This is a genomic window from Variovorax sp. WS11, assembly GCF_010499245.1.
Lineage (GTDB): Bacteria > Pseudomonadota > Gammaproteobacteria > Burkholderiales > Burkholderiaceae_C > Variovorax.
On the sequence record NZ_JAAGOW010000004.1, the window covers coordinates 419,279 to 440,164 of the forward strand.

Annotated in this window: 17 protein-coding genes and 3 pseudogenes; 9 read left to right on the top strand and 11 right to left on the bottom strand. The window is 68.5% G+C overall.

The window, feature by feature from the left end; all coding sequences use genetic code 11:
- Positions 1-39 precede the first annotated feature (39 nt).
- The 7 genes from GXN78_RS31360 to GXN78_RS31390 are packed head-to-tail and all read right to left on the bottom strand — an operon-like array spanning position 40 to position 8,245.
- Complete coding sequence (locus GXN78_RS31360; protein ID WP_106559916.1) at positions 40-1,410, bottom strand: aminotransferase; 1,371 nt, start codon at positions 1,408-1,410, stop codon at positions 40-42.
- A 2-nt stretch (positions 1,411-1,412) separates the two neighbouring features.
- Positions 1,413-2,375, bottom strand: coding sequence for a glyoxylate/hydroxypyruvate reductase A (locus GXN78_RS31365; RefSeq protein WP_106559917.1), 963 nt, complete (start codon positions 2,373-2,375; stop codon positions 1,413-1,415).
- Positions 2,375-4,012: an ABC transporter ATP-binding protein gene (locus tag GXN78_RS31370; RefSeq protein ID WP_106559918.1), complete on the bottom strand. Its 1,638-nt coding sequence runs from the start codon at positions 4,010-4,012 to the stop codon at positions 2,375-2,377. The genes GXN78_RS31365 and GXN78_RS31370 overlap by 1 nt, the downstream gene beginning before the upstream one ends.
- Positions 4,009-4,851, bottom strand: a complete 843-nt coding sequence (locus GXN78_RS31375; RefSeq protein WP_106559951.1) for an ABC transporter permease — start codon at positions 4,849-4,851, stop codon at positions 4,009-4,011. The genes GXN78_RS31370 and GXN78_RS31375 overlap by 4 nt, the downstream gene beginning before the upstream one ends.
- Before the next feature lie 2 nt (positions 4,852-4,853).
- Positions 4,854-5,828, bottom strand: coding sequence for an ABC transporter permease (locus GXN78_RS31380; RefSeq protein WP_106559919.1), 975 nt, complete (start codon positions 5,826-5,828; stop codon positions 4,854-4,856).
- A gap of 7 nt (positions 5,829-5,835) precedes the next feature.
- Positions 5,836-7,404, bottom strand: coding sequence for an ABC transporter substrate-binding protein (locus GXN78_RS31385; protein ID WP_106559920.1), 1,569 nt, complete (start codon positions 7,402-7,404; stop codon positions 5,836-5,838).
- Between the two features lie 49 nt (positions 7,405-7,453).
- Positions 7,454-8,245: a class II aldolase/adducin family protein gene (locus GXN78_RS31390; RefSeq protein WP_106559921.1), complete on the bottom strand. Its 792-nt coding sequence runs from the start codon at positions 8,243-8,245 to the stop codon at positions 7,454-7,456.
- A gap of 190 nt (positions 8,246-8,435) precedes the next feature.
- Between GXN78_RS31390 and GXN78_RS41590 the strand changes: the two are divergent.
- The 3 pseudogenes from GXN78_RS41590 to GXN78_RS41595 form a co-directional block, all read left to right on the top strand.
- Positions 8,436-8,552 (top strand): annotated as a pseudogene (locus GXN78_RS41590) (hypothetical protein); the annotation flags it as partial.
- A 67-nt stretch (positions 8,553-8,619) separates the two neighbouring features.
- Positions 8,620-9,039, top strand: a pseudogene (locus GXN78_RS31395) (tannase/feruloyl esterase family alpha/beta hydrolase); the annotation flags it as partial.
- A 30-nt stretch (positions 9,040-9,069) separates the two neighbouring features.
- Positions 9,070-9,317, top strand: a pseudogene (locus GXN78_RS41595) (hypothetical protein); the annotation flags it as partial.
- 40 nt (positions 9,318-9,357) lie between these two features.
- Here the strand turns inward: GXN78_RS41595 and GXN78_RS31400 are convergent.
- Positions 9,358-10,125: a GntR family transcriptional regulator gene (locus GXN78_RS31400; RefSeq protein WP_106559952.1), complete on the bottom strand. Its 768-nt coding sequence runs from the start codon at positions 10,123-10,125 to the stop codon at positions 9,358-9,360.
- Between the two features lie 239 nt (positions 10,126-10,364).
- Here GXN78_RS31400 and GXN78_RS31405 point away from each other — a divergent pair, with 239 nt between their 5' ends.
- The 6 genes from GXN78_RS31405 (at position 10,365) to GXN78_RS31430 (ending at position 18,462) form a co-directional block, all read left to right on the top strand.
- Positions 10,365-11,822: a mannitol dehydrogenase family protein gene (locus tag GXN78_RS31405; RefSeq protein WP_239143039.1), complete on the top strand. Its 1,458-nt coding sequence runs from the start codon at positions 10,365-10,367 to the stop codon at positions 11,820-11,822.
- Between the two features lie 56 nt (positions 11,823-11,878).
- Entirely contained in the window at positions 11,879-12,895 is a 1,017-nt protein-coding gene (locus tag GXN78_RS31410; RefSeq protein WP_106559923.1) for a TRAP transporter substrate-binding protein, read from the top strand.
- Positions 12,896-12,926: 31 nt separating this feature from the next.
- The gene (locus GXN78_RS31415; RefSeq protein WP_106559924.1) at positions 12,927-14,783 is read left to right on the top strand and encodes a TRAP transporter large permease subunit; all 1,857 of its coding nucleotides are present in this window, start codon (positions 12,927-12,929) and stop codon (positions 14,781-14,783) included.
- An 86-nt stretch (positions 14,784-14,869) separates the two neighbouring features.
- On the top strand, positions 14,870-16,078 hold the full coding sequence (gene manD / locus GXN78_RS31420) for a D-mannonate dehydratase ManD (protein WP_106559925.1): 1,209 nt from the start codon (positions 14,870-14,872) through the stop codon (positions 16,076-16,078).
- Between the two features lie 67 nt (positions 16,079-16,145).
- Positions 16,146-17,180, top strand: coding sequence for a Zn-dependent oxidoreductase (locus GXN78_RS31425; protein WP_106559926.1), 1,035 nt, complete (start codon positions 16,146-16,148; stop codon positions 17,178-17,180).
- Positions 17,181-17,436: 256 nt separating this feature from the next.
- The gene (locus GXN78_RS31430) at positions 17,437-18,462 is read left to right on the top strand and encodes a LysR substrate-binding domain-containing protein (protein ID WP_106559927.1); all 1,026 of its coding nucleotides are present in this window, start codon (positions 17,437-17,439) and stop codon (positions 18,460-18,462) included.
- On the opposite strand, the gene GXN78_RS31435 is transcribed toward GXN78_RS31430, so the two are convergent.
- The 3 genes from GXN78_RS31435 to GXN78_RS31445 are packed head-to-tail and all read right to left on the bottom strand — an operon-like array spanning position 18,353 to position 20,863.
- Positions 18,353-18,871 carry a GAF domain-containing protein gene (locus GXN78_RS31435; RefSeq protein WP_106559928.1) on the bottom strand — a complete coding sequence of 173 codons (519 nt, stop codon included), beginning with the start codon at positions 18,869-18,871 and terminating at the stop codon, positions 18,353-18,355. The two genes, GXN78_RS31430 and GXN78_RS31435, sit on opposite strands and share 110 nt — an antisense overlap.
- Positions 18,872-18,878: 7 nt before the next feature.
- Entirely contained in the window at positions 18,879-19,865 is a 987-nt protein-coding gene (locus GXN78_RS31440; protein ID WP_239143040.1) for a tripartite tricarboxylate transporter substrate binding protein, read from the bottom strand.
- Positions 19,866-19,873: 8 nt separating this feature from the next.
- Complete coding sequence (locus GXN78_RS31445) at positions 19,874-20,863, bottom strand: tripartite tricarboxylate transporter substrate binding protein (RefSeq protein ID WP_106559930.1); 990 nt, start codon at positions 20,861-20,863, stop codon at positions 19,874-19,876.
- Positions 20,864-20,886 lie beyond the last annotated feature (23 nt).

Sequence of the window (20,886 nt, forward strand, 5' to 3'; positions counted from 1 at the left end):
CCGCGACAGCCGCGCCGGTGCCGCCGGCGCGCAAGGCTTTCACGCCGCCGACTCCTCGAAGCGGCGCAGGGCCCGGTCGAAGCGCGCGAGCATCTCGTCGATCTCGGCGGCGCTGGCGATGAGCGGCGGGCAGAAGGCGATGGCGTCGCCCATGGCGCGCACGATCAGGCCTTCCGCCAGCGCGAGCTCGGCGAGGCGCGGGCCGGCCTTGCGCGCCGGGTCGAAGGGCGTTCGCCGCGCCGGGTCGGCCACGAGCTCGATGGCGCCGATCAGGCCGACGCCCCGCACCTCGCCCACGTGCGCGCGCTTCGCGTACGCACGCAGCCCGGCCTGGAGGCGCGGGGCCAGCGCCTGCACGTGCGCGAGGACCTGCTCGTCCTCGTAGACCCGCAGGGTCTCGAGCGCGATGGCGCAGCTCACCGGATGGCCCGAGTAGGTGAAGCCGTGGCCGAAGGTGCCGATCTTCCCGCTGTTGGCGGCCACGGCCGCATGCAGTTGCTCGGACACCATCACGGCCGAGATCGGCGCATAGCCCGAGGACAGCGCCTTGGCGGCGGTCAGGATGTCGGGCCGCAAGCCGAAGGTGGTGGAGCCGAACATCTCGCCGGTGCGGCAGAAGCCGCAGATCACCTCGTCGGCGATCAGCAGCACCTCGTACTTCCGCAGCACCGCCTGCACCTTCTCGAAGTAGGTGGCCGGCGGCACCAGCACGCCGCCCGCGCCCATCACGGGCTCGGCGATGAAGGCGCCCACGGTGTCCGGACCCTCGGCGAGGATGCGCGCCTCGAGCGCATCGGCCAGCCGGGTCGCGAAGGCCTCCTCGCTCTCGCCGAGCTGCGCGTGACGGTAGTGATGCGGGCAGTCGACATGCAGGATGCGCTCGATCGGCAGGTCGAAGTCGCGATGGCTGGGGACCAGGCCGCTCAGGCTGGCGGCCGCCACGGTAACGCCGTGGTAGGCCCTGGTGCGCGCGATGATCTTCTTCTTGCGCGGCTTGCCGATGGCGTTGTGGTAGTACCAGACCAGCTTGACGGCGGTGTCGTTGGCCTCGGAGCCGGAGTTCGCGAAGAACACCTTCGACATCGGCACCGGCGCGAGGGACAGCAGCTTCCCGGCGAGCGCGATGGCCGCCTCGTTCGAGCGGTGGTTGAAGGTGTGATAGTAGGGAAGCGAGCGCAGGGCTTCGCTGCCGGCCCGGGCCAGGCGCTCGTTGCTGAAGCCCAGCGACGCGCACCACAGGCCCGACATCGCCTCCAGGTAGCGGCGCCCTTGGTCGTCCTCCACGAAGATGCCGTCGCCGCGCCGGATCACCAGCGGGCCGACCTGCGCATGGGAGGCGAGGTCGGTGAAGGGATGGAGATGGGCCGCGATATCGTGGGCGGCGTTGGCTGCGTGTGTGGATGCGTTCATGTTCAATAGCCGCGTTCGAGATCGACCAGGTTGAGGGGACGCTCGCCCTTCTGCAGCAAGGCCAGGTTGGCCAGGGTCTGCTGCGCGATCACCCCGTGGTCGGTGCGCGTCGCGATGTGCGGCGTGACCAGGATGCGCGGGTCGCCCCAGAAGGGATGGTCCGGCGGCAGCGGCTCCTGCGAGAAGGCGTCGAGCGTGGCAGCCGCGAGCCGGCCCGATGCGAACGCCGCGAGCAGGTCCGCCTCGACCAAATGATCGCCCCGGCCCACGTTGATCAGGTGCGCGCCGCGCGGCAGCTTCGCGAACAGCGCGGCATCGAGGAAGCCCTGCGTCTGCGGCGTCAGGGGCAGCAGGCACACCAGGGTGTCACAGCCGGAGAGGAACTGGTCCAGCTGCGCCTCGCCGTGAAAGCCGGCGACCCCCGCGGGCAGCGCCTGCTTGGCGCTGCGGCTCCAGCCGCGCACCGGATAGCCGATGGCCGCCAGCGCCTCGGCGCAGGCCAGGCCCAGCGTGCCCAGGCCGGCGATGCCGACGCGATGGCGGCGCGGCGAGACGACCTCCTGCTCCTGCCATCGGCCGGCGGCCGAGCCCGCGACATAGGCCCGCATGCCGCGATGGTGCTGCACCACCGCCCAGCTCACATAGGCCGTCATGCCGGCGGCCATGCCGGGGTCGACGATGCGGCACAGCGGCCGCCCGCGCGGCAGCTGCGGGTCGGCCAGGAGGTGGTCGATGCCGGCGGCGAGCGACTGCACCAGCTTGAGCTTCGGCATGCGCGCCAGCAGGCCGGGCGGCGGAAACCAGCAGACGGCCGCATCGATCTCCTCCAGCGCTCCGAGCTCGGCGCCCAGGCGCAGCTCGATGCCGGGGCAGGCCTCGCGGAAGGCCGGCGCCAGGTAGCCGAGGTCCAGCACGGCGCTGAGCAGCGCCACGCGCGGCGGCCTGTCGTCCTGCGCGGACTGCATCAGGCTGCCGCCGCCATGGCTTCGGCCGGCGCTGCCAGTTTGGGCACGGCATCGATCAGCTTGCGCGTGTACGCATGCCGCGGGTCGCGCAGCACCTCGTGCGTTTCGCCGTATTCCACGACCTCGCCGCGCTGCATCACCGCGATGTGGTCGCACATCTGCGCGGCCACGCGCAGGTCGTGGGTGATGAACACCATCGCCAGCTTGAATTTCTCGCGCACTTCGGCGAACAACTCCAGCACCTGCGCCTGCACCGACACGTCGAGCGCCGACACCGGTTCGTCGGCCACCAGCAGCTCGGGCCGCATGGCCAGCGCGCGCGCGATGCCGATGCGCTGGCGCTGCCCGCCCGAGAACTCGTGCGGGTAGCGCTGCGCGGCGTCGGGGCCGAGTCCCACCAGCTTGAGCAGCTCCAGCGCGCGCGCCATGGCCTCGGACTTGTCTAGGCCCTGGGCGATCGGCCCGCCGGCGATGGCGGCGCCGATGCGGTGGCGCGGGTTCAGCGACGCGTAGGGGTCCTGGAACACCATCTGGATCTTGCCCGCCGCGGAGCGCCGGAAGGCCTCGCCCTGCGACAGGTTGCGGCCCTGGAAGAGGATGCGTCCGCTGTCGAAGGGCGCCAGTCCGACCAGGCAGCGGCCCACGCTCGACTTGCCGGAGCCCGACTCGCCGACCAGGCCCAGCGTCTCGCCGCTGCGCAGGTCGAAGCTGATGTTCTTCGCGGCCTGCACCGAGCGGCCGCGCCGGAACAGGCTGCCGCCGGACTTGTAGGTCTTGCACAGGTCCTGCACCTGAAGCACCCGCGTATCGTCGTCCGTGCGCGTGGGCGGCTGCGCCTCGCCGGTGGGAATGGCGGCGATCAGCTTGCGCGTGTAGGGGTGCCGCGGCGCGCCGAGGACCCGGGCCGCCGGCCCGGACTCGACCACCCGGCCGGTTTGCATCACCACCACCTGGTCGGCGATCTCGGAGACCACGCCGAAGTCGTGCGTGATGAAGAGCACGGCCGTGCCGCGGCGCCGCTGCAGGTCGCGCACCAGCTCGAGGATCTGCGCCTGCGTCGTGACATCGAGCGCGGTGGTCGGCTCGTCGGCGATCAGCAGCGCGGGCTCGAGCACCAGGGCGCAAGCGATCATCACGCGCTGGCGCTGGCCGCCGGAGAGACGGAAGGGGTAGGCGTCGATCAACTGCTCGGGATCGGGCAGCCCCACGTCGGCCAGCGCCGCGAGGATGCGGCGGCGTTTCTCGGCGGCGGGCACGGCGCCGTGCGCGTCGAACACTTCGCCGATCTGCTCGCCGATGCGCATGACCGGATTGAGTGCCGTCATCGGTTCCTGGAACACCATGCCGATGCGCCGTCCGCGCAGCTCGCGCATCTGCGGCTCGCCGAGCTGCAGCAGGTCGGTGCCTTCGAAGAGGATGCGGCCGCCGGTGGGCGCCACGTGCGGGCGCGGCAGCAGGCCCATGACGGCATTGGCGATCATGGACTTGCCCGAGCCGGATTCGCCGACCACGCACAGCGTCTGGCCCGGCAGCAGGGACAGCGTCGCGCCCTCGACCGCCAGCGCGCGATCGGCGCCCTTGGGAAGGCTGATGCTCAGGTCGGCGATCTCGAGCACCGGCTGTTTCGCGGCGCTCATCGTCCCCTCCCGTCGAGCCGGGTGTTGAGCCCGTCGTTCAGCCCCTCGCCCACGAGGTTGAGGGCGAGCACCGTCAGCACGATGGCCAGCCCCGGGAACAGCGCCATCCACCAGGCCTGGCGCAGCACGGTGCGGGCCGAGCCGACCATGTAGCCCCAGCTCATCTGGTTCGGATCGCCCAGGCCGAGGAAGCTCAGGCTCGATTCGAGCAGGATCGCGGTGGCCACCATGAGCGAGGCCATCACGATGATGGGCGACATGGCGTTGGGCAGGATCTGGGTGAGGATGATGCGCGGCGTCGACTGCCCGGCCAGCAGCGCTGCCTGCACGAAGTCGCGCTGGCGCAGCGTGAGGAACTCGCCGCGCACCAGGCGTGCCACCGGCGGCCAGGAGACGACGGCAATGGCGGTCACGATGGAGCCGGCCGAGGGCTGGAAGATCGCCACCAGCACGATCGCCAGCGCAAAGCTCGGCACCGCCTGGAACAGCTCGGTGAAGCGCATCAGCGCGGCGTCGACCCAGCCGCCGAAGTAGCCCGAGATGGCGCCGAGCGTCACGCCGATCAGCAGCGCCACCACGGTGGACACGACGCCGATCAGCAGCGAGATGCGCGCGCCATGGATCACGCCCGCGAGGATGTCGCGCCCGAGGGTGTCGGTGCCCAGGGCGAAGCCGGGCTCGGTCCACGGACGCAGGAAGGGCTGCTGCACCATGTCCCAGGGGCTGTTGGCGGCCATCAGCGGCCCGAAGAGCGCGACCGCGGCGACCACCAGCAGCACGGCCATGCCGGCGACGGCACCCTTGTTGCGGACGAAGCGCCGCCAGAAAGGGCTGTTCATCTTCATGTCAGTTCAATGCGTGGGTCGACCAGGGTGTAGACCAGGTCGGTGATCAGGTTGAACAGCACCGCCATCGCGGCGGTCACCAGGAAGGCGCCGAGCAGCAGGCTGTAGTCGCGTTGCAGCAGCGCGTCGAACATCAGGCGGCCGATGCCGGGCCAGGCGAACACCGTTTCGGTGAGCACCGCCCCGCCGATCATTCCGCCGGCCTGGATGCCGGCGAGCGTGACCACCGGCAGCAGCGCGTTGCGCAGCACGTGGGCGCGCAGGATGCGGCCGGGCCGCACGCCCTTGGCCCGCGCGGTCTTCACGAAGTCCATCTGCGCGACCTCGAGCATCGCCGCGCGCGTCATGCGCGCATAGACGGCCATGTAGAACAGGGCCAGCGTGAGCGCCGGCAGGAACAGGTGCTTGGCGATGTCCCAGGCCAGCGCCAGCCCGCCGAGTCCGGCGCCGACGGTGCTGAAGCCGAAGCCCGGCAGCCAGTCGAGCTGCACGGTGAACACCAGCACCGCCATCAACGCCAGCCAATAGAGGGGCGTGGCATAGAAGATCAGCGCCACCACCGTGATCGCGCTGTCGACCCAGGTGCCGGCGCGCCGCGCGGACAGCGCGCCCAGCGTGACGCCGAACAGCAGCGACAGCGCGAAGGCGCTGCCGGTGAGCAGCAGGGTCGCCGGCAGGCGCTCGGCGATCAGCTTCAGCACCGGCTGCTGCTGGCGGTAGGAGTAGCCCAGGTCCAGCTGCACGACCTTGCCGATGTAGGTGGCGAGCTGGGTGCCGATCGGCTGGTCGAGGCCGAACTGCGTGCGCAGCTGCGCGACGAACTGCGCATCGGACGCGCCGGCCTCGCCGGCCAGCACCGAGACCGGGTCGCCCGGCGCGGCGCGCACCAGCAGGAAGTTCACGGTCGCGATCAGCAGGATGGCGATCAGGCCCTGCAGCACGCGGGCCAGCATGAATTGCGTGCGCTTCATGCGCGGCTCATCCCACCGAGGCGGTGCCCAGGCTGTCGTTCAAGCCGATGCCGGAGCTGATGAGGTTGTTGAGCTTGCTGCGGTAGAGCGTCGGGAAGTTGATCTCGTACAGCCACGCCACCGGCACCTCGCTCAGGAGCAGCTGCTGCGCCTGCAGGTAGATCGCGGCGCGCTTTTGCGGATCGGCTTCCTTGGCGCCGGCGTCGAACAGCTCGTCGATCTTCGGGTTGGAGTAGCCCTCGACGTTGTTGAAGGGCGAGCCCTTGGCGATGTTGGCGGTGGTGTAGTTGCGCGCCACGCCCAGGGCCGGGTCGCCGTACTGGTAGACGTAGGTGAAGGCGAGGTCGTAGTCCCACTCGTTGAGCTTCTGGTTCCAGCCGGCCACGTCGGTGGCGACCATCTCGATCTTCACGCCGGCCTGCGCCAGGTTCTGGCGCAGGATCTCGGCCGAGCGCGACCAGGTCTCGCCGTAGGGCAGCGGCAGGAGGCGCAGGGTCTCGCCCTTGTAGCCGGCCTCGGCCAGCAGCTTCTTGGCGGCGTCGACGCTGCGTGGGTATTTGGGCACGTCGGTGCTGTGGAACTTGATGTTGCTGTTGAAGGGGCCGGTCGCCGGTTTGGCGAAGCCCTGCCAGGCCACCTTGCAGATGGCCTCGCGGTCGATGGCGTGCATCAGCGCCTGGCGGAACTTGACCTGGTCCATCGGCGCCTTGCGGTTGTTGATCCACAGCCAGGCATGCGGCGCGAAGAACTCCCAGCCCTTGGTCGTGACCGCGGCGCCCGGCAGCTTGGCGAGCCGCTGCACGTCGAAGTACTCGACCGCGCCGCCCGGCACCAGGTCCACCTTGCCCGACTCGAAGGCCGCGGCGCGCGAGGCCGCGTCGGGAATGACGTGGAAGTACACGCTCTCGATCAGAGGCACGTCCTTGACGTGGTACTTGTCGTTGGCCACGAGCTGGATGTAGGAGCCCTTGACCCACTCCTTGAACTTGAAGGGGCCGGTGCCGATGGGCGTGGCGTTGGCCGGGTTCGTGAGGAAGTCGGTGCCCTCGTAGATGTGCTTCGGGATCATCGGCATGCTGCCGACCTCGAAGATGCCGAGGAAGGGGCCGAAGGGGTACTTGAGCTTGAACTCGACCGTCAGCGCATCGACCGCGCGGATGCTCTCGACCGCGGCCAGGTTGGCACGCAGGCGCGCATGGGTCTTGCGCAGGAACACGTCGGCGGAGAACACCACGTCGGCCGAGGTGAAGGGCTTGCCGTCGTGCCACAACACGTTGGGCTTGAGCTTGAAGGTGTAGAGCGTGCCTTCCTTGTTCGAGCTCCACGCGGTGGCCAGCGAAGGCAGCGGGTTGATCTTCTCGTCGTAGCGCAGCAGGCCCTCGTAGATGTTGCCGGCAATCATCTGCGTAGGGCCGTTCTGCGTGATGCCCAGCATCAGGCCCGGCGGCTCGGGCTGGACGACCGCGTTGATCACGCCCCCCTTCTTGCCCGCAGCCAGCAAGTGCAGGGGAACGCCCGCGAGCGTCAGGCCGGCGGCCGTGGCGGCACCCATCTGGATGAGGTTGCGACGTTTCATGAGGACTCCTTGTGGGTGGGGATGTTGAAGGATCAGGAGGAAAGGGGATTCAGTCGCGGAACGAGGTCGCGGGCAGGGGCTCGATGTGCTGCAGCAGCGCGCGCCATTCGCGCTCGTTCGGATCGGGCTGGCCGGCCATGCGCACGCTGTCGCCGCTTTCGTACTGCAGCGCGGTCTTCTCGCGGACCTCGGGCGGCACGGGGTACACGGCCTGGCCGGTGGACTGGATCGCGACCTGCACGCGGCAGGCGCGCTCCAGGTTGAGCATCAGGATGAAGGCCTCGGAGACCGTGCGGCCCAGCGTGACGAGGCCGTGGTTGCGCAGGATGAGCGCGCGCGCCGTCGGCCCCAGGTCCGCCACCAAGCGCTCGCGCTCCTCGGCCTCGAGCGCGATGCCCTCGAAGTCGTGATAGACGACGCGCTCGTGGAACTGCAGCGCCCACTGGTTGCAGGGCTGCAGCCCGCAGGCGAGGGAGGACACCGCCACGCCGGCGACCGTGTGCGTGTGCAGCACGCAGGCGGCGTCGTGACGCGACGCATGCACCGCGCTGTGGATGGTGAAGCCGGCCGGGTTCACGTCGTAGGGCGAGTCGTCCAGGATGCGGCCCTCGAGGTCGATCTTGACCAGCGAGGAGGCGGTCACGTCCTTGAACAGCAGGCCGAAGGGATTGATCAGGAACTGGTCCTCGGTGCCGGGCACGCGGGCGGAGATGTGCGTGTAGATGCTGTCGTCCATCCCGTAGTGCGCCACCAGCCGGTAGGCGGCGGCCAGGTCCTGGCGCATGGCGCGCTCGGCCTCGGACGGGGGGGTGGCCGAGCGGCCCACTGCTTGCAATGGCATGGTTTTATCTTCCTTGGGCCGGTGTCGACAGAATACTGTCGACAGTCGGCGATTTCAAGCAATATACGTGCCCGCCGCATGTGTGCATCCGCTCCCAAGGGCGCGCCGACCAAGGGGATGATCGGATTCGGAGTCGCGACTCAGCCCGCACGCCTTTGGGGCAGCTAGGCACCATCCCGCGCACTGGACCGCCGAGCGCGTCTGGGCCGAGCTGCCGCATCTGCCGCCCACCGCGCGGCAGAGCGCGCATGCCGGCCTCGGCGGCACGCTGGCCGGCAACGCGCTGACCGTCGCGGTGATGCGGGCGGCGCTCCGGTTCCCGCCTCCTCCAGCGGCCTGCCCGGCAGCCCCGCCACCGTCCTTCGGCAGTGCTCGTGACGGCTGCGCCGGAGTCCGTCAGCGGCAACACCCTCACCCCCGGCGACGCCGGAATACTGCAACGTGCTGGCCGGCGTGGCCTCGCGCGATCCGAGGGCGCAGCCGATCATTTCCAGCTCAACTTGCCGACCCGATGGAACGGCAAGGCGCTGCAGTGCGGCGGCGGCGGGTTCAACGGCGTGCTGATCAGCGGGCTCGCGCCCTTGCGGGATGCGGCGCCCGGCGACCCGCTGCCGCTCGCGCGCGGCTACGCCACCTTCGGCACCGACTCGGGCCACCAGGCGACTGCGTCCCCGCCGGGCGAGCCCGGTGTATTCGCGCTCAACGACGAGATGCTGGGGAACTTCGCCTACGCCTCCTGCAAGAAGGTCAGGGACGTGGCGGTGGATCTCATGCAAGGGGTCTACGGCCTGGCGCCTCGCCAGCTCTACTACTTCGGCGGCTGCGAAGGTGGCCGGGCACGCGTTTCGTCGGCCTCGGCCGAGTCGGTGATGAGCCACCTGGTCAATCGGCGGGTGTCCAAGCGCCAGCAAATGCGATGGTCGACGAAGGGTGCGCACTGTCGGCTGCAAGCGGGGCGGTGCTCGAGGGTCGGCTTGAGACCCCCTTCGCTGAGCGCTTTCCGCACTTCAGATCGCCCGTTGCAGCATTGCTGGGGGACTCCCCCATTTTTCATCCACTTCCGACAAACTAAGAACGCAAACAGCGGCAGTAGCGCACCGGATGCAGGCCGCTCAGTCGGCGAAGTAGCTCGCCGGCGCCTGCTCGCGCAGTGCGGCAACATGCGCGGTGATGTGGTCGATATGGGAGGAGACGCTGGCGCCGAGGCCCGCCACGTCGCGCGAAGCCATCTGCGCCAGCATTTGCTCGTGCTCCTTGAGCGCGCGCTCGGCGTGACCCGCCACATGCCCCAGCAGCAGCCAGCGCACGCGGTCGAACTGACGCTTGATCGGTTCGAGCATGGCCCAGACGTGCCCGCGCCCGGCGAATTCGAACAGGCGGCGGTGCATGAGTTCGTCCAGCTGCGAGAACTGGTCGATGGCGCCGCTGGTCACCGCGTCGCGCTGGCGCTGCACGATCTGGCCGAACTCGGTGAGCTGCTCGGGCGTGATCGTCTGGGCCAGCTGCACGTGGCTCGCGCATTCGAGCGTGCTGCGTACGAAGCGGCCCTCTTCGAGGAGCGAGAGCCGCACCGGCGCCACCAGCGTGCCCACCTGGCGGTAGATCACCACCATTTGCTCTTCGGCCAGCTGCGCCAGCGCCTCGCGCACAGGCGTGCGGCTGACCTCGATCAACTTGGAGATCGTGGCCTCCGACAAGGCGGTGCGCGGCGGCAGCGTGCCGCGCACGATCGCGTCGCGCAGCAGATCGTGCACCTGCCCGGTGTAGGAGCGCGAGGGGTCGAGTTCGAAGCCATGGAGCGCCGCGGCAACCGGCACGTCGACCGGCGGCGGGTCGGACCGGGGGCCTGCGCCGGCCTTTGGCAGGGCGGGGGTTCGCATCATGCGACATCGTACACCATGGTAGTGAACGAGAAATGGCGATGTACCTGCGGGTAATCCCCAGGATTCGATGCCACATTTCCCTTCTACGATCCACTTTTACACCATGGCACCATGGCACCATGGTAGTACCCAGAGACATTTCACCAGAGGAACACCATGCCGGCCCGCTTGGCACCACAGACATCGACGGATTTCCACCGAGAGCCTGTTCGGCGCCATGGACGGGGAGAAGTAGATTGAAGACCCTCTCGCAGCAGACCCGCGCCGAAGCGGCGCAGGGTGTGAACCTGCCTGGCTACGACCGCGGGCAGCTCGGCCCTGGCATCGTGCATCTGGGCCTGGGCGCCTTCCACCGAGCGCATCAGGCGCTCTATACCGAAGCCGTGGTCGAGGGCGGCGACCGGCGCTGGGGCATCGTGGGCGTCAGCCTGCGCGACACGCGGGTGCCCGCAACGCTCGCGGCGCAGGACCACCTGTATTCGATCACCGAGCGGCATGGCGAGCAGGCCCGCACGCGCGTCGTCGGCGCGCTGCTCGGGGCGCTGCATGCGCCGAGCCAGCGCGAGGCGGTGTTGGCGACCATCGCCGCGCCGAGCACCGCCATCGTGACCAGCACCGTGACCGAAAAAGGCTACAGCCAGAGCCCGGCCACCGGCGAACTCGACACCGGCGACGCCGACGTGCGCCACGACATCGAGCATCCCGCCACGCCGCGCACCACGCTCGGCGTACTGGCTGCCGGCATCCGCGCGCGTCCGGCCCACGCGCCGCTGACGGTGGTGTGCTGCGACAACATGGCCGGCAACGGCGATCTGCTGCGCAAGCTGCTCGTGCAGTACGCGAGCGCGTTCGACCCGGTGCTGGCGCGCCGCATCGAAAGCGAGATCGGCTTTCCCAACAGCATGGTCGACCGCATCGTTCCAGCGGCGACGCCCGCGTCGCTCGACTACGCCGCAGCCCGGCTCGGCCTGCGCGACGAGGCGGCGATCGTCTGCGAGCCATACACGCAGTGGGTGATCGAGGACCGCTTCGCCGGTCCGCGCCCGGCCTGGGAAGACGCCGGCGCGCTGCTGGCCGGCGATGTGCGTCCGTACCAGGCGATGAAGCTGCGCTTGCTCAACGGCACGCATTCGGCAATCGCCTATGCCGGGCAGTTGTGTGATCTGGAGAGCGTGTCCGACGCCATGGCCCATCCGCGGGTCGGTGCGTTCGCTCGCCGGCTCATGCTGGAAGACCTGCGTACCACCGTCGCCGCGCCGTCCGGCTACGACGTGCAGGCCTACTGCCATGAATTGCTGCGGCGCTTCGAGAACCCGGCGCTGGCGCACCGCACCCAGCAGATCGCCATGGACGGCACGCAGAAGGTGCCGGTACGTTGGCTGCCGGCGCTGCGTGAGAGCCTGGCGCACGGCATCGAACGCCCGCTGCTCGAACGCGCGCTCGCGGGCTGGCTGCACTACCTGGCGCGCGAACGCAGCGACAGCGGCATCGCATTGGCCATCAGCGACCCGGGCGCGGCGCCGCTGGCCATGCGATTGCGTCAGGCCATCGACGACATCGCCGCGGCGAATGCCGCGCTGGGGTATGCGCCGGTGTTCGGCACCGCGCCCTGGCCGGCGCACTTCGCCGCACGGCTGGCTGTGCATCTGGCCACCCTGCGACAGGGTGGCATGGCCGCGCTGCTGGCGAGCTGAATCCCAGATCCGAACCCTCTTCACAACCTGTTCACGACACCCACCGGAGACTCCCCATGCGCTTCGCCCCCACCCGCCGCCAGTTCGCCCAGGCCATCGCCGTCACCGGCGCCGCGGCCGCCTTGCCGCGCTTCGCCCTCGCGCAGAGCGAGATCAAGCTGAAGTACGGCACTGCCTTCCCGGCCGACCACCCTGGCACGCTGCGCATCAAGGAGGCGGCCGAGGCGATCAAGAAAGACACCGGCGGCAAGGTCGACCTGCAGGTCTATCCGACCAGCCAGCTCGGCAGCGAGCCCGACATGATCTCGCAGACCCGCGCCGGGGCCATCGACATCATGTCCACCGCCGGGACCAATCTGCAGACGCTGGTGCCCACCGCCGGCATCAACGGCGTGGCTTTCGCCTTCAAGGACTACGCCACGGTGTGGGCTGCGATGGACGGCGAGCTGGGCGCCCACGTGCGCGGCGCGCTGGCCAAGGTCAACCTGCTGGCCTACGAAAAGGTGCTGGACAACGGCTACCGCAACATCACTTCGGCCACCAAGGCGATCAACACGCCGGACGATCTGAAGGGCTTCAAGATCCGCGTGCCGGGCATCCCGCTTTGGATCTCGATGTTCAAGGCGCTCGGCGCCTCTCCCACGGCCATCCCGTTCGGCGAGCTGTACTCGGCGCTGCAGACCAAGGTGGTCGACGGCCAGGAAAACCCGCTGGCGCTGATCCAGAGCGCCAAGCTGTTCGAGGTGCAGAAGTTCTGTTCGCTCACCGGCCACACCTGGGACGGCCACTTCATCTTCGGCAACGCCAAGAAGCTGAACGCGCTGCCCAAGGAAGTGCAGGCCTCGCTCGCCAAGCATTTGAACGAAGCAGCCCTGAAGCAGCGCGAGGACATCGCCAAGCTCAACGCCGACGCGCAAGCGCAGCTCACCAAACTGGGCGTCACCTTCAACAAGCCCGATCCCGCACCATTCCGCGAGCTGCTCAAGAGCGCCGGCTTCTACACCGAGTGGAAAGGGAAGTACGGCGACGAGGTCTGGGCCAAGCTGGAGAAGTACTCCGGCAAGCTGGTCTGAGCCGCCGTTGCACCGACCGGATGAGTGATCCATGGAACACACGGCAGACCCCCTCGAGATCTCCCCATCGTCGACGCGCTGGTTCGACCGCCTGCTGGGCTGGGTGACCGAGGTTCCGGCCGCGGCCATCGTCGTCGCGGAAATCTTCATCCTGGGCGGCGGCGCCTTCGCGCGCTATGCGTTGCACGCACCGCTCACCTGGACCGACGAGCTCGCCAGCATCCTGTTCCTGTGGCTGGCGATGCTCGGTTCCTGCATCGCGCTGCGGCGCGCCGCCCACATGCACCTGACGACCTTCGTCAAGGACCTGGTGCCGAATACGCGCGCCTGGGTGGATGCGCTGGGCATGAGCCTGGTGGTGGCCTTTCTGGTCATGCTGTGCGTGCCGGCCTGGGAGCACTGGCATGAGGAGATCGAGGTCTCGACGCCGGTACTGGGCCTCAGCGAGGGCTGGCGCGCCGGTGCGGTCTTTGCGGGCGCCGTGCTGATGCTGGCCACGGCCGTCACGCGCTGGGTCGAGAACGCGAGCTGGAAGCAGGTCGCGCTGACCGGCGGCGCAGTGGCGCTGGGCGGCGCAGCGCTGTGGCTGCTGACGCCGGTGCTCTCGAGCCTGGGCAACATCAACCTGGTGATCTTCTTCCTGGTGATGCTGGTGTCCTGCATCGTGATGGGTGTGCCGATCGCGTTCGCCTTCGGGCTCGCGACCATGTCGTACCTCGCGTTCTCCACCACCAACCCGATGTCGATCATGCCCAACCGCATGCAGGAGGGCATGTCGCACCTGATCCTGCTGGCGGTGCCGCTGTTCGTGTTCCTCGGCGCACTGATCGAGATGACCGGGCTGGCGCGCGCCATGATCAACTTCCTCGTCGGCCTGATCGGCCACGTGCGCGGCGGCCTGCAGTACGTGCTGCTGGGCGCGATGTACATCGTCTCGGGCATCTCGGGCGCCAAGGCGGCCGACATGGCGGCGGTGGCACCGGCGCTGTTTCCCGAGATGAAGAAGCGCGGCAGCAAGGACGGCGACCTGATCGGGCTGCTGTCGGCCTCGGGCGCCATGTCCGAGACGATTCCGCCGAGCATCGTGCTGATCACGGTCGGCTCGGTGACCGGCGTTTCGATCACGGCTCTCTTCATCGGCGGCCTGATGCCGGCGGTGGTCGGCCTGTTGCTGATGGCCATCGTGGTGTGGTGGCAGACGCGCCGGGAGGACATGAGCGGCGTCAAGCGCGCCTCCGGCAAGGAGATCGGCAAGCTGCTGCTGGTGTCGCTGCCGGCGCTGCTGCTGCCGGTGATCATCCGCACTGCGGTGGTGGAGGGCGTGGCCACCGCGACCGAGGTCTCGACCATCGGCGTGTTCTACACGGTGCTGGCCGGCATCTTCATCTACCGCCAGTTCGACTGGCGCCGCATCTACCCGATGCTGCTGGACACGGCCTCGCTGTCGGGCGCGATCCTGCTGATCGTCGGCTGCGCCACGGCGATGGCCTGGGCGCTGACGCAGTCCGGCTTCGCGCAGGACCTGGTCAAGATCATGACCGCCGTGCCGGGCGGCAAGCTGGGCTTCCTGCTGGTGTCGGCGCTGGCCTTCGTGGTGCTGGGCAGCCTGCTGGAAGGCATCCCGGCGATCGTGCTGTTTGGCCCGCTCTTGTTCCCGATTGCCAAGCTGGTCGGGGTGAACGAGGTGCACTACGCGATGGTGGTGATCTTCGCCATGGGACTGGGACTGTTCGCGCCGCCCTTTGGGGTCGGCTTCTATGCGGCCTGTGCCATCGGCCGGGTCTCGCCCGACGTGGCGATGCCGCGCGTCTGGCCGCACATGGCCGCGCTGTTCGTCGCACTGCTGCTGCTGGTCTTCGTGCCCTGGTTCTCGATCGGCTTCCTGTAGGCCTGAAACCCGTTGGCAGGCACTGACCCCCGGCGCTGACGCCAGCCGGCCTGCCTGCCTCGACCCACCTTCCCCTGGAGACTGCCTTGAAGATCGAACGCATCGACACCATCGTCACCTGCCCCGGCCGCAACTTCGTCACCGTCAAGGTGATCACCGACGAAGGCGCGTACGGCCTGGGCGACGCCACGCTCAACGGCCGCGAGCTGGCGGTCAAGTCCTACCTCGACGAGCACGTCATTCCCTGCCTGATCGGCCGCGACCCGCGCAACATCGAGGACATCTGGCAGTACCTCTACCGGGGTGCCTACTGGCGGCGCGGGCCGGTCACGATGACCGCCATCGCCGCCATCGACATGGCGCTGTGGGACATCAAGGGCAAGCTGGCGAACATGCCGGTGTACCAGTTGCTCGGCGGCAAGAGTCGCGAGGGCCTGATGGTCTACGGTCACGCCAATGGGCGCGACCATGCCGAGGCGATCGAGGCGGTGCTCAAGCACAAGGAGGAGGGCTACAAGGCCATCCGCGTGCAGTCCGGCGTGCCGGGCCTGGAAAAGACCTACGGCGTGGGCAAGACGCAGGGCTACTACGAGCCGGCCGAGAAGGGCCTGCCGCCCGAGGAGCCGTGGGACACCGCGCTGTACCTGCGCCACACGCCCGAGCTGTTCCGCAAGGTGCGCGAAGCGGCCGGCGCCGACGTGCACCTGCTGCACGATGCGCACCACCGCCTGACGCCGATCGAGGCCGGCCGGCTCGGCAAGGAGCTCGAGCCCTACAGCCTGTTCTGGATCGAGGACGCCACCCCGGCCGAAAACCAGGAGGCCTTCCGTCTGATCCGACAGCACACCACCACCCCGCTGGCGGTGGGCGAGGTGTTCAACTCGATCTGGGACTGCAACCACCTGATCCGCGAGCAGCTGATCGACTACATCCGCTCGACCATCGTCCACGCCGGTGGCATCACGCACGTGCGGCGCATCGCCGACTACGCGGCGATGTACCAGGTGCGCACGGGCTTTCACGGCGCGACCGACCTGTCGCCGGTGTGCATGGCGGCAGCCGTCAACTTCGGACTGTGGGTGCCCAACTTCGGCGTGCAGGAGTTGATGCCGCACAGCGAACTCACCGACGAGGTGTTCCCGCACAACTACCGTTTCGAGGACGGCTACCTGGTGATGGACGAGGTGCCCGGGCTGGGTGTCGACATCGACGAGGCCCTGGCCGCCAAGTACCCGTACGAGCGCGCCTACCTGCCGGTCGCGCGGCTGCGCGACGGCTCGATGTGGAACTGGTGAGGGCGCTCACCGCACCGCACCGCACCGCACCGCACCGCACTATTTTCATCTACAGGAAACCGACATCATGCTGAGCGTCGTCGTCGATCAACCCAACAGCATGGCCGTGCAAGAGCGGCCCATGCCCGAGCCGCAGGCTGGCGAGGTGCGCGTGCGCGTGCGCTATGCCGGGATCTGTGGATCGGACCTGCACATCTTCCACGGCCACAACCCGTTCGTGTCGTACCCGCGCGTGATCGGGCACGAGTTTGTCGGCCGCATCGAATCGGTGGGTGCCGGCGTCGACGCCGCACGCATCGGCCAGACCGTGGTGGTGGACCCGGTGATCAGCTGCGGCCAGTGCCACGCCTGCCTGATCGGGCGGCAGAACGTCTGCAGCAGGCTGCAGGTGATCGGCGTGCACCGCGACGGCGGCTTCAGCCAGTACGCCTGCGCGCCGGAGAAGAATGCCTACGTGGTGCCCAAGGGCCTGGCCGACACCAGCGCATCGGTGATCGAGCCTTTCGCGGTGGCGGCCAACGTGACCAGCCGCACCGGCGTGTTTCCCAGCGACGTGGCGCTGATCTACGGCGCCGGGCCGGTCGGCCTGAACCTGATGCAGGTGCTCAAGAAGGTGTACGGCATCCGCGCTTTCATCACGGACCACTTCGACGAGCGGCTGGCGCTGGCGCTCACGTGCGGCGCGGCGCAGGACGAGATCATCAATACCCAGCGCGAGCCGCTGGCCGAGGCGCTGGCCAGGCGCGGCGTGGAATGCGGCCCGACACTGATCTACGACGCCGTGTGCCACCCCGCGATCCTGGAAGAGGCGGTGCGCATCGCTGCACCGGCCGGCCGCATCGGCGTGCTGGGCTTCTCCGGCACGCCCTCGGCAATCCCGCAGCAGGAGCTGACCAAGAAGGAGCTGACGCTGTACGCCTCGCGGCTGAACTGCGCGATGTTCCCCAAGGTCATCGACTGGATCCAGCAGGGCCTGGTGGACCCGGGCCGCATCATCAGCCACAAGGTCGACTTCCGCGATGTGACGGGTGCCTTCGATATTGCGGAGAAGAACCCGCGCTACAGCTGCAAGGTGCTGCTGGATTTTGGCACCGGGGATTGAAATGAATCATGCGTCGAAGGACGCCACCATGCGCACCCCGCTGCCTGCGTCGAAGAGATGGACCGCCGCCGCCTTCGGTCGCAGGTGCAGCACGTCGCCCCGCAGAGCCTGAGGTACCTCGCTGCAGCGCATCGGTGCAATCAGCCAGCTTGTCGAAGACCTGCAGGCGGCGATATCAAAGTACTGCTGAAGTCAGCAACTGCTCCAGAATGGCTTTTTTCATTCTTGCGGCGCGCTGCACGCCGCGCATCGCCCTATGGACATCCGGCACCTCAGGTACTTCGTCAAGGTGGTCGAACTCAGGAACATTACAGCAGCGGCGGAAGCACTTTTCATTGCGCAACCATCGCTGAGCCAGCACATGAGCAATCTGGAGTCCGAGCTCGGGGTCAGCCTGTTGGAGCGCAGCGTGCATGGCACCCGAGCGACGACCATGGGCGAGTTGCTCTACCGGCATGCCAAGACGATTCTGCGCCAGTTCGATGACGCGCACTCAGCCATTCGGCGCGAAAGCGAGGCCCCGTCCGGGCGTGTGGCGATTGGTTTCCCGACCAGCACGTCGCGCATCGTTGCGGCCCCGTTGCTGGCCTGCCTCCAGGAACGCTACCCATTGATCGAGCTGGAACTGGTGGAGGCGTCCAGTGGTGATTTGGTCGCCCAGGTCGCCCAGGACAGGCTGGCGCTTGCCGTCACCATGAACGCGCGCGCGGATGCGCGGTTGCGGATCGAGCCCGTCCTCGAAGAAGAGCTGTTTGCGGTGCTGGCGCCTGCGCACCGCACACCGCGCACGCTGAGCGTGACGGCGCTGGCGGCGCTGCCGCTGCTGCTGCCGACCCACCCCAATTCCGTCAGGGTGGCGACCGAGCGCCTCTTCAATGAACGGCACCTGAGCTTCAGGCTGGTCGCGGAGACGAGCGCCGTGGAGATCCTTGTCCTGGCCGTCGAACGCGGCTTGGGCGCGACGGTGTTGCCAACGGCCGCGTTCGCACTCGCGCAGCACCACGGTCGCGTCCGGGGCGTTCCGATCGCCGAGAGGCCGCTCGTGCGTGAACTGTCGTTGAGCCTGTCCGTTTCCGCAGCGCGCAGCCCTGCCGTCCAATCCGTGCGCGAGATGCTGCTGCGCGTGATCGAGGACGAGGTCGCGCAAGGGCGGTGGCAGGGCGTTCGCCTTCTCAGCGCTGCAGAACCGCCGCGAGAAAGGCCGGCGAGACGAGCTGTGCCCAAGCCTCGATCCGGGGAAGATCGGCCGGCCCGTAGCGCCCCTCGGCGTCCAGCAGGTTGACGGTACCCAGCACTTCGGATCCCCAGCGCACCGGCATGTTCACGATGCTTTCACAGCCCATCGCGAGCAGTCTCTGGTGGTCCGGGTAGTTGTCGATGATGTCCTGCCGCGTGCGTCCGATGAAAGGCTCGGCGGTGGCCAGTACGTGTCGCATGCGCGGCGCCTGCCCCAGCGTCTTGCGCCCGCCCACGGGGTAGTCGACGGGTCGGCTGCTGTAGGCACGCTGCGACTCGCCCTTGTCGCGAAAATAGATCAGAACGGTCAGCAGTCGGTGACCCGGCGACCGCGCCAGGCCTTCGTCGAGTGCACGGAACAGCGCCAGCGTCGGATCGGCGCTGCGCATCGCTTCGACGAACACCGGCAAGGCCTCCGTGCCGACCGAGCGGATCGTCTCGAGGGCGGTGGTCATGGGGACGTCATTCCGGCTTGACGCCCGCCTGTTCGACCACCTTCTTCCAGCGTGTGATCTCGCTGCGAATGAGCGCGGCGAACTCGGCCGGTGTGCTGGCGATCGCCGGGCCACCCTGGGATTCCAGGGTGGTGCGCATCTTGTCGCTGCGTAGCACGGCCGTGAAATCCTGGCTGAGCCGCTCCAGCACCGCCGGCGGCGTGCCGGCCGGCGCGAACAAGCCATACCAGCCCAGCATCTCGAAGCCGGGGTAGCCCTGTTCTGCCACGGTCGGCACATCGGGCAGCAGGGGCGAGCGCTGGAGGCTGGTGATGCCCAGGGCCTTCAGCCGGCCAGCCTTGATCTGCGGCAACGACGAGAGCACGACGTCGAGCATCAGGTCGGTATGCCCGGCCGCAACGTCGCTGAGCGCCGGACCCGACCCCTTGTAGGGAATGTGGTTCAACGAGAGCCCGGCCGCCGCCATCAGCTGCTCGGTCGCGAGATGGTTCGAACTGCCCGATCCGCTGGAGCCGTATGTGAGCGCACCTGGTTTCGCCTTGGCGAGCTTGACCAGATCGCCCAGGGTCTTGACGTCGGCAAGCCTGGGGTTCTGCGGGCTGGCGACGATCAGGTTCGGGATCGCCGTGATCTCGGTGATGGGCGCGAAATCCTTGAGCGGGTCATAGGGCAGCTTCGGGTACAGGCCGACCGCGGTGGCGTGCGAGCTGATGGTGCCCAGCAGCAGGGTGTAGCCATCGGCAGGCGCCTTGGCGACGAAGTCGGCGCCGATGGTGCTGCCGGCGCCGGGCTTGTTGTCGACGACAAAGGACTGGCCTGTGCGAGCCGTCATCTCCTGCGCGATCTGGCGCGCCACCAGGTCGGTCGAGCCGCCGGCGGAGAACGGCACGATCAGCTTGACCGGTTTGGAAGGGTAGGGGGCCTGGGCCTGCGCGGTAGGGATGATGCAGGCCAGCGCAAGGGCGACCCTCGATGCCAGGTGGCGTGCATTCATGGCGGCTCTCACTCGACGCGAATGTTGTTCTTGCGGATGAAGTCACTCCAGTACGCCAGGTCGGAGGCGGCGCGTTGGCGGATTTCGGCGTCGCCGCCCGGAATCGGCGGCAGCGAGAGCTCGACCAGCTTGGACTTGACAGCGGGATCGGCCATGACCTGCTGCAAGGCCGCGTTGAATGTGGAGACGATCTTCGGATCGAGCCCTGCGGGACCGACCACGGCGTACCAGCCGGGCATGGCGGGGACGTTCAGACCGGCTTCCTTGATGGTGGGTACCTGCGGCCACTGCGGCACCCGTGCTGCGCCGAGCACGGCAACGGCGTTGGCCTTGCCGGATTGAACCTGCGGCAGCGCAGGGCCGACCACGCTCACCATCGCGTCCACCTCGCCCGCCAACACCGCCGTGAGCGCCGCTGCCGACCCTTTGTAGGGCACGTGCAGAAGCTTCACGCCCGCCGCCGAAGCGATCAGTTCCATGGCGATATGGGTGGAGTTGCCGATCCCCGCACTGCCGAAACTCAGTTCGCCGTTCTTCTTGCGGGCCTGCTCGACGAACTGGGGGAAGGTCTTGATGCCGCTCTTGTTGCTGGTGACCAGCACGAAAGGCGTGTCGACGACCGGGGCGACGTAGGTGAAGTCCTTGGCCGGGTTGTAGGGCAGGTCCTTGTACAGGGCCGGATTGAATGCCATTTGCGAGACCCCTGCCAGTCCCAGGGTGTAGCCGTCGGGCGCGGCCTTGGCAACGCTGCTGAGCGCGACAAGCCCGTTCGCGGCCGGATTGTTCTCGATCACGACGGGTTGCCCGAGGCGTTGCGCCAGGCGATCGTTCAGCAGACGGGCGACGACATCGGATCCCGAGCCGGGGCCCTGCGGCACGACGAGTTTGACGGGGCGTGACGGCCAAGCGACTTGCGCTTGGGCACCCGACGACAGGACGAAGCCGGCAGTGGGGACGGCGAGCGTCGCAAGCAGGTCGCGGCGGGTAAGAGACAGCATGGCGGGTACTCCTCGAAGGGTGC

Coding starts and splice junctions, on each gene's coding strand:
- GXN78_RS31360 (WP_106559916.1), bottom strand. CDS start 1,410: ATGAACGCATCCACACACGCAGCCAACGCCGCCCACGATATCGCGGCC.
- GXN78_RS31365 (WP_106559917.1), bottom strand. CDS start 2,375: ATGCAGTCCGCGCAGGACGACAGGCCGCCGCGCGTGGCGCTGCTCAGC.
- GXN78_RS31370 (WP_106559918.1), bottom strand. CDS start 4,012: ATGAGCGCCGCGAAACAGCCGGTGCTCGAGATCGCCGACCTGAGCATC.
- GXN78_RS31375 (WP_106559951.1), bottom strand. CDS start 4,851: ATGAACAGCCCTTTCTGGCGGCGCTTCGTCCGCAACAAGGGTGCCGTC.
- GXN78_RS31380 (WP_106559919.1), bottom strand. CDS start 5,828: ATGAAGCGCACGCAATTCATGCTGGCCCGCGTGCTGCAGGGCCTGATC.
- GXN78_RS31385 (WP_106559920.1), bottom strand. CDS start 7,404: ATGAAACGTCGCAACCTCATCCAGATGGGTGCCGCCACGGCCGCCGGC.
- GXN78_RS31390 (WP_106559921.1), bottom strand. CDS start 8,245: ATGCCATTGCAAGCAGTGGGCCGCTCGGCCACCCCCCCGTCCGAGGCC.
- GXN78_RS31400 (WP_106559952.1), bottom strand. CDS start 10,125: ATGCGAACCCCCGCCCTGCCAAAGGCCGGCGCAGGCCCCCGGTCCGAC.
- GXN78_RS31410 (WP_106559923.1), top strand. CDS start 11,879: ATGCGCTTCGCCCCCACCCGCCGCCAGTTCGCCCAGGCCATCGCCGTC.
- GXN78_RS31415 (WP_106559924.1), top strand. CDS start 12,927: ATGGAACACACGGCAGACCCCCTCGAGATCTCCCCATCGTCGACGCGC.
- GXN78_RS31425 (WP_106559926.1), top strand. CDS start 16,146: ATGCTGAGCGTCGTCGTCGATCAACCCAACAGCATGGCCGTGCAAGAG.
- GXN78_RS31430 (WP_106559927.1), top strand. CDS start 17,437: ATGGACATCCGGCACCTCAGGTACTTCGTCAAGGTGGTCGAACTCAGG.
- GXN78_RS31435 (WP_106559928.1), bottom strand. CDS start 18,871: ATGACCACCGCCCTCGAGACGATCCGCTCGGTCGGCACGGAGGCCTTG.
- GXN78_RS31440 (WP_239143040.1), bottom strand. CDS start 19,865: ATGAATGCACGCCACCTGGCATCGAGGGTCGCCCTTGCGCTGGCCTGC.
- GXN78_RS31445 (WP_106559930.1), bottom strand. CDS start 20,863: ATGCTGTCTCTTACCCGCCGCGACCTGCTTGCGACGCTCGCCGTCCCC.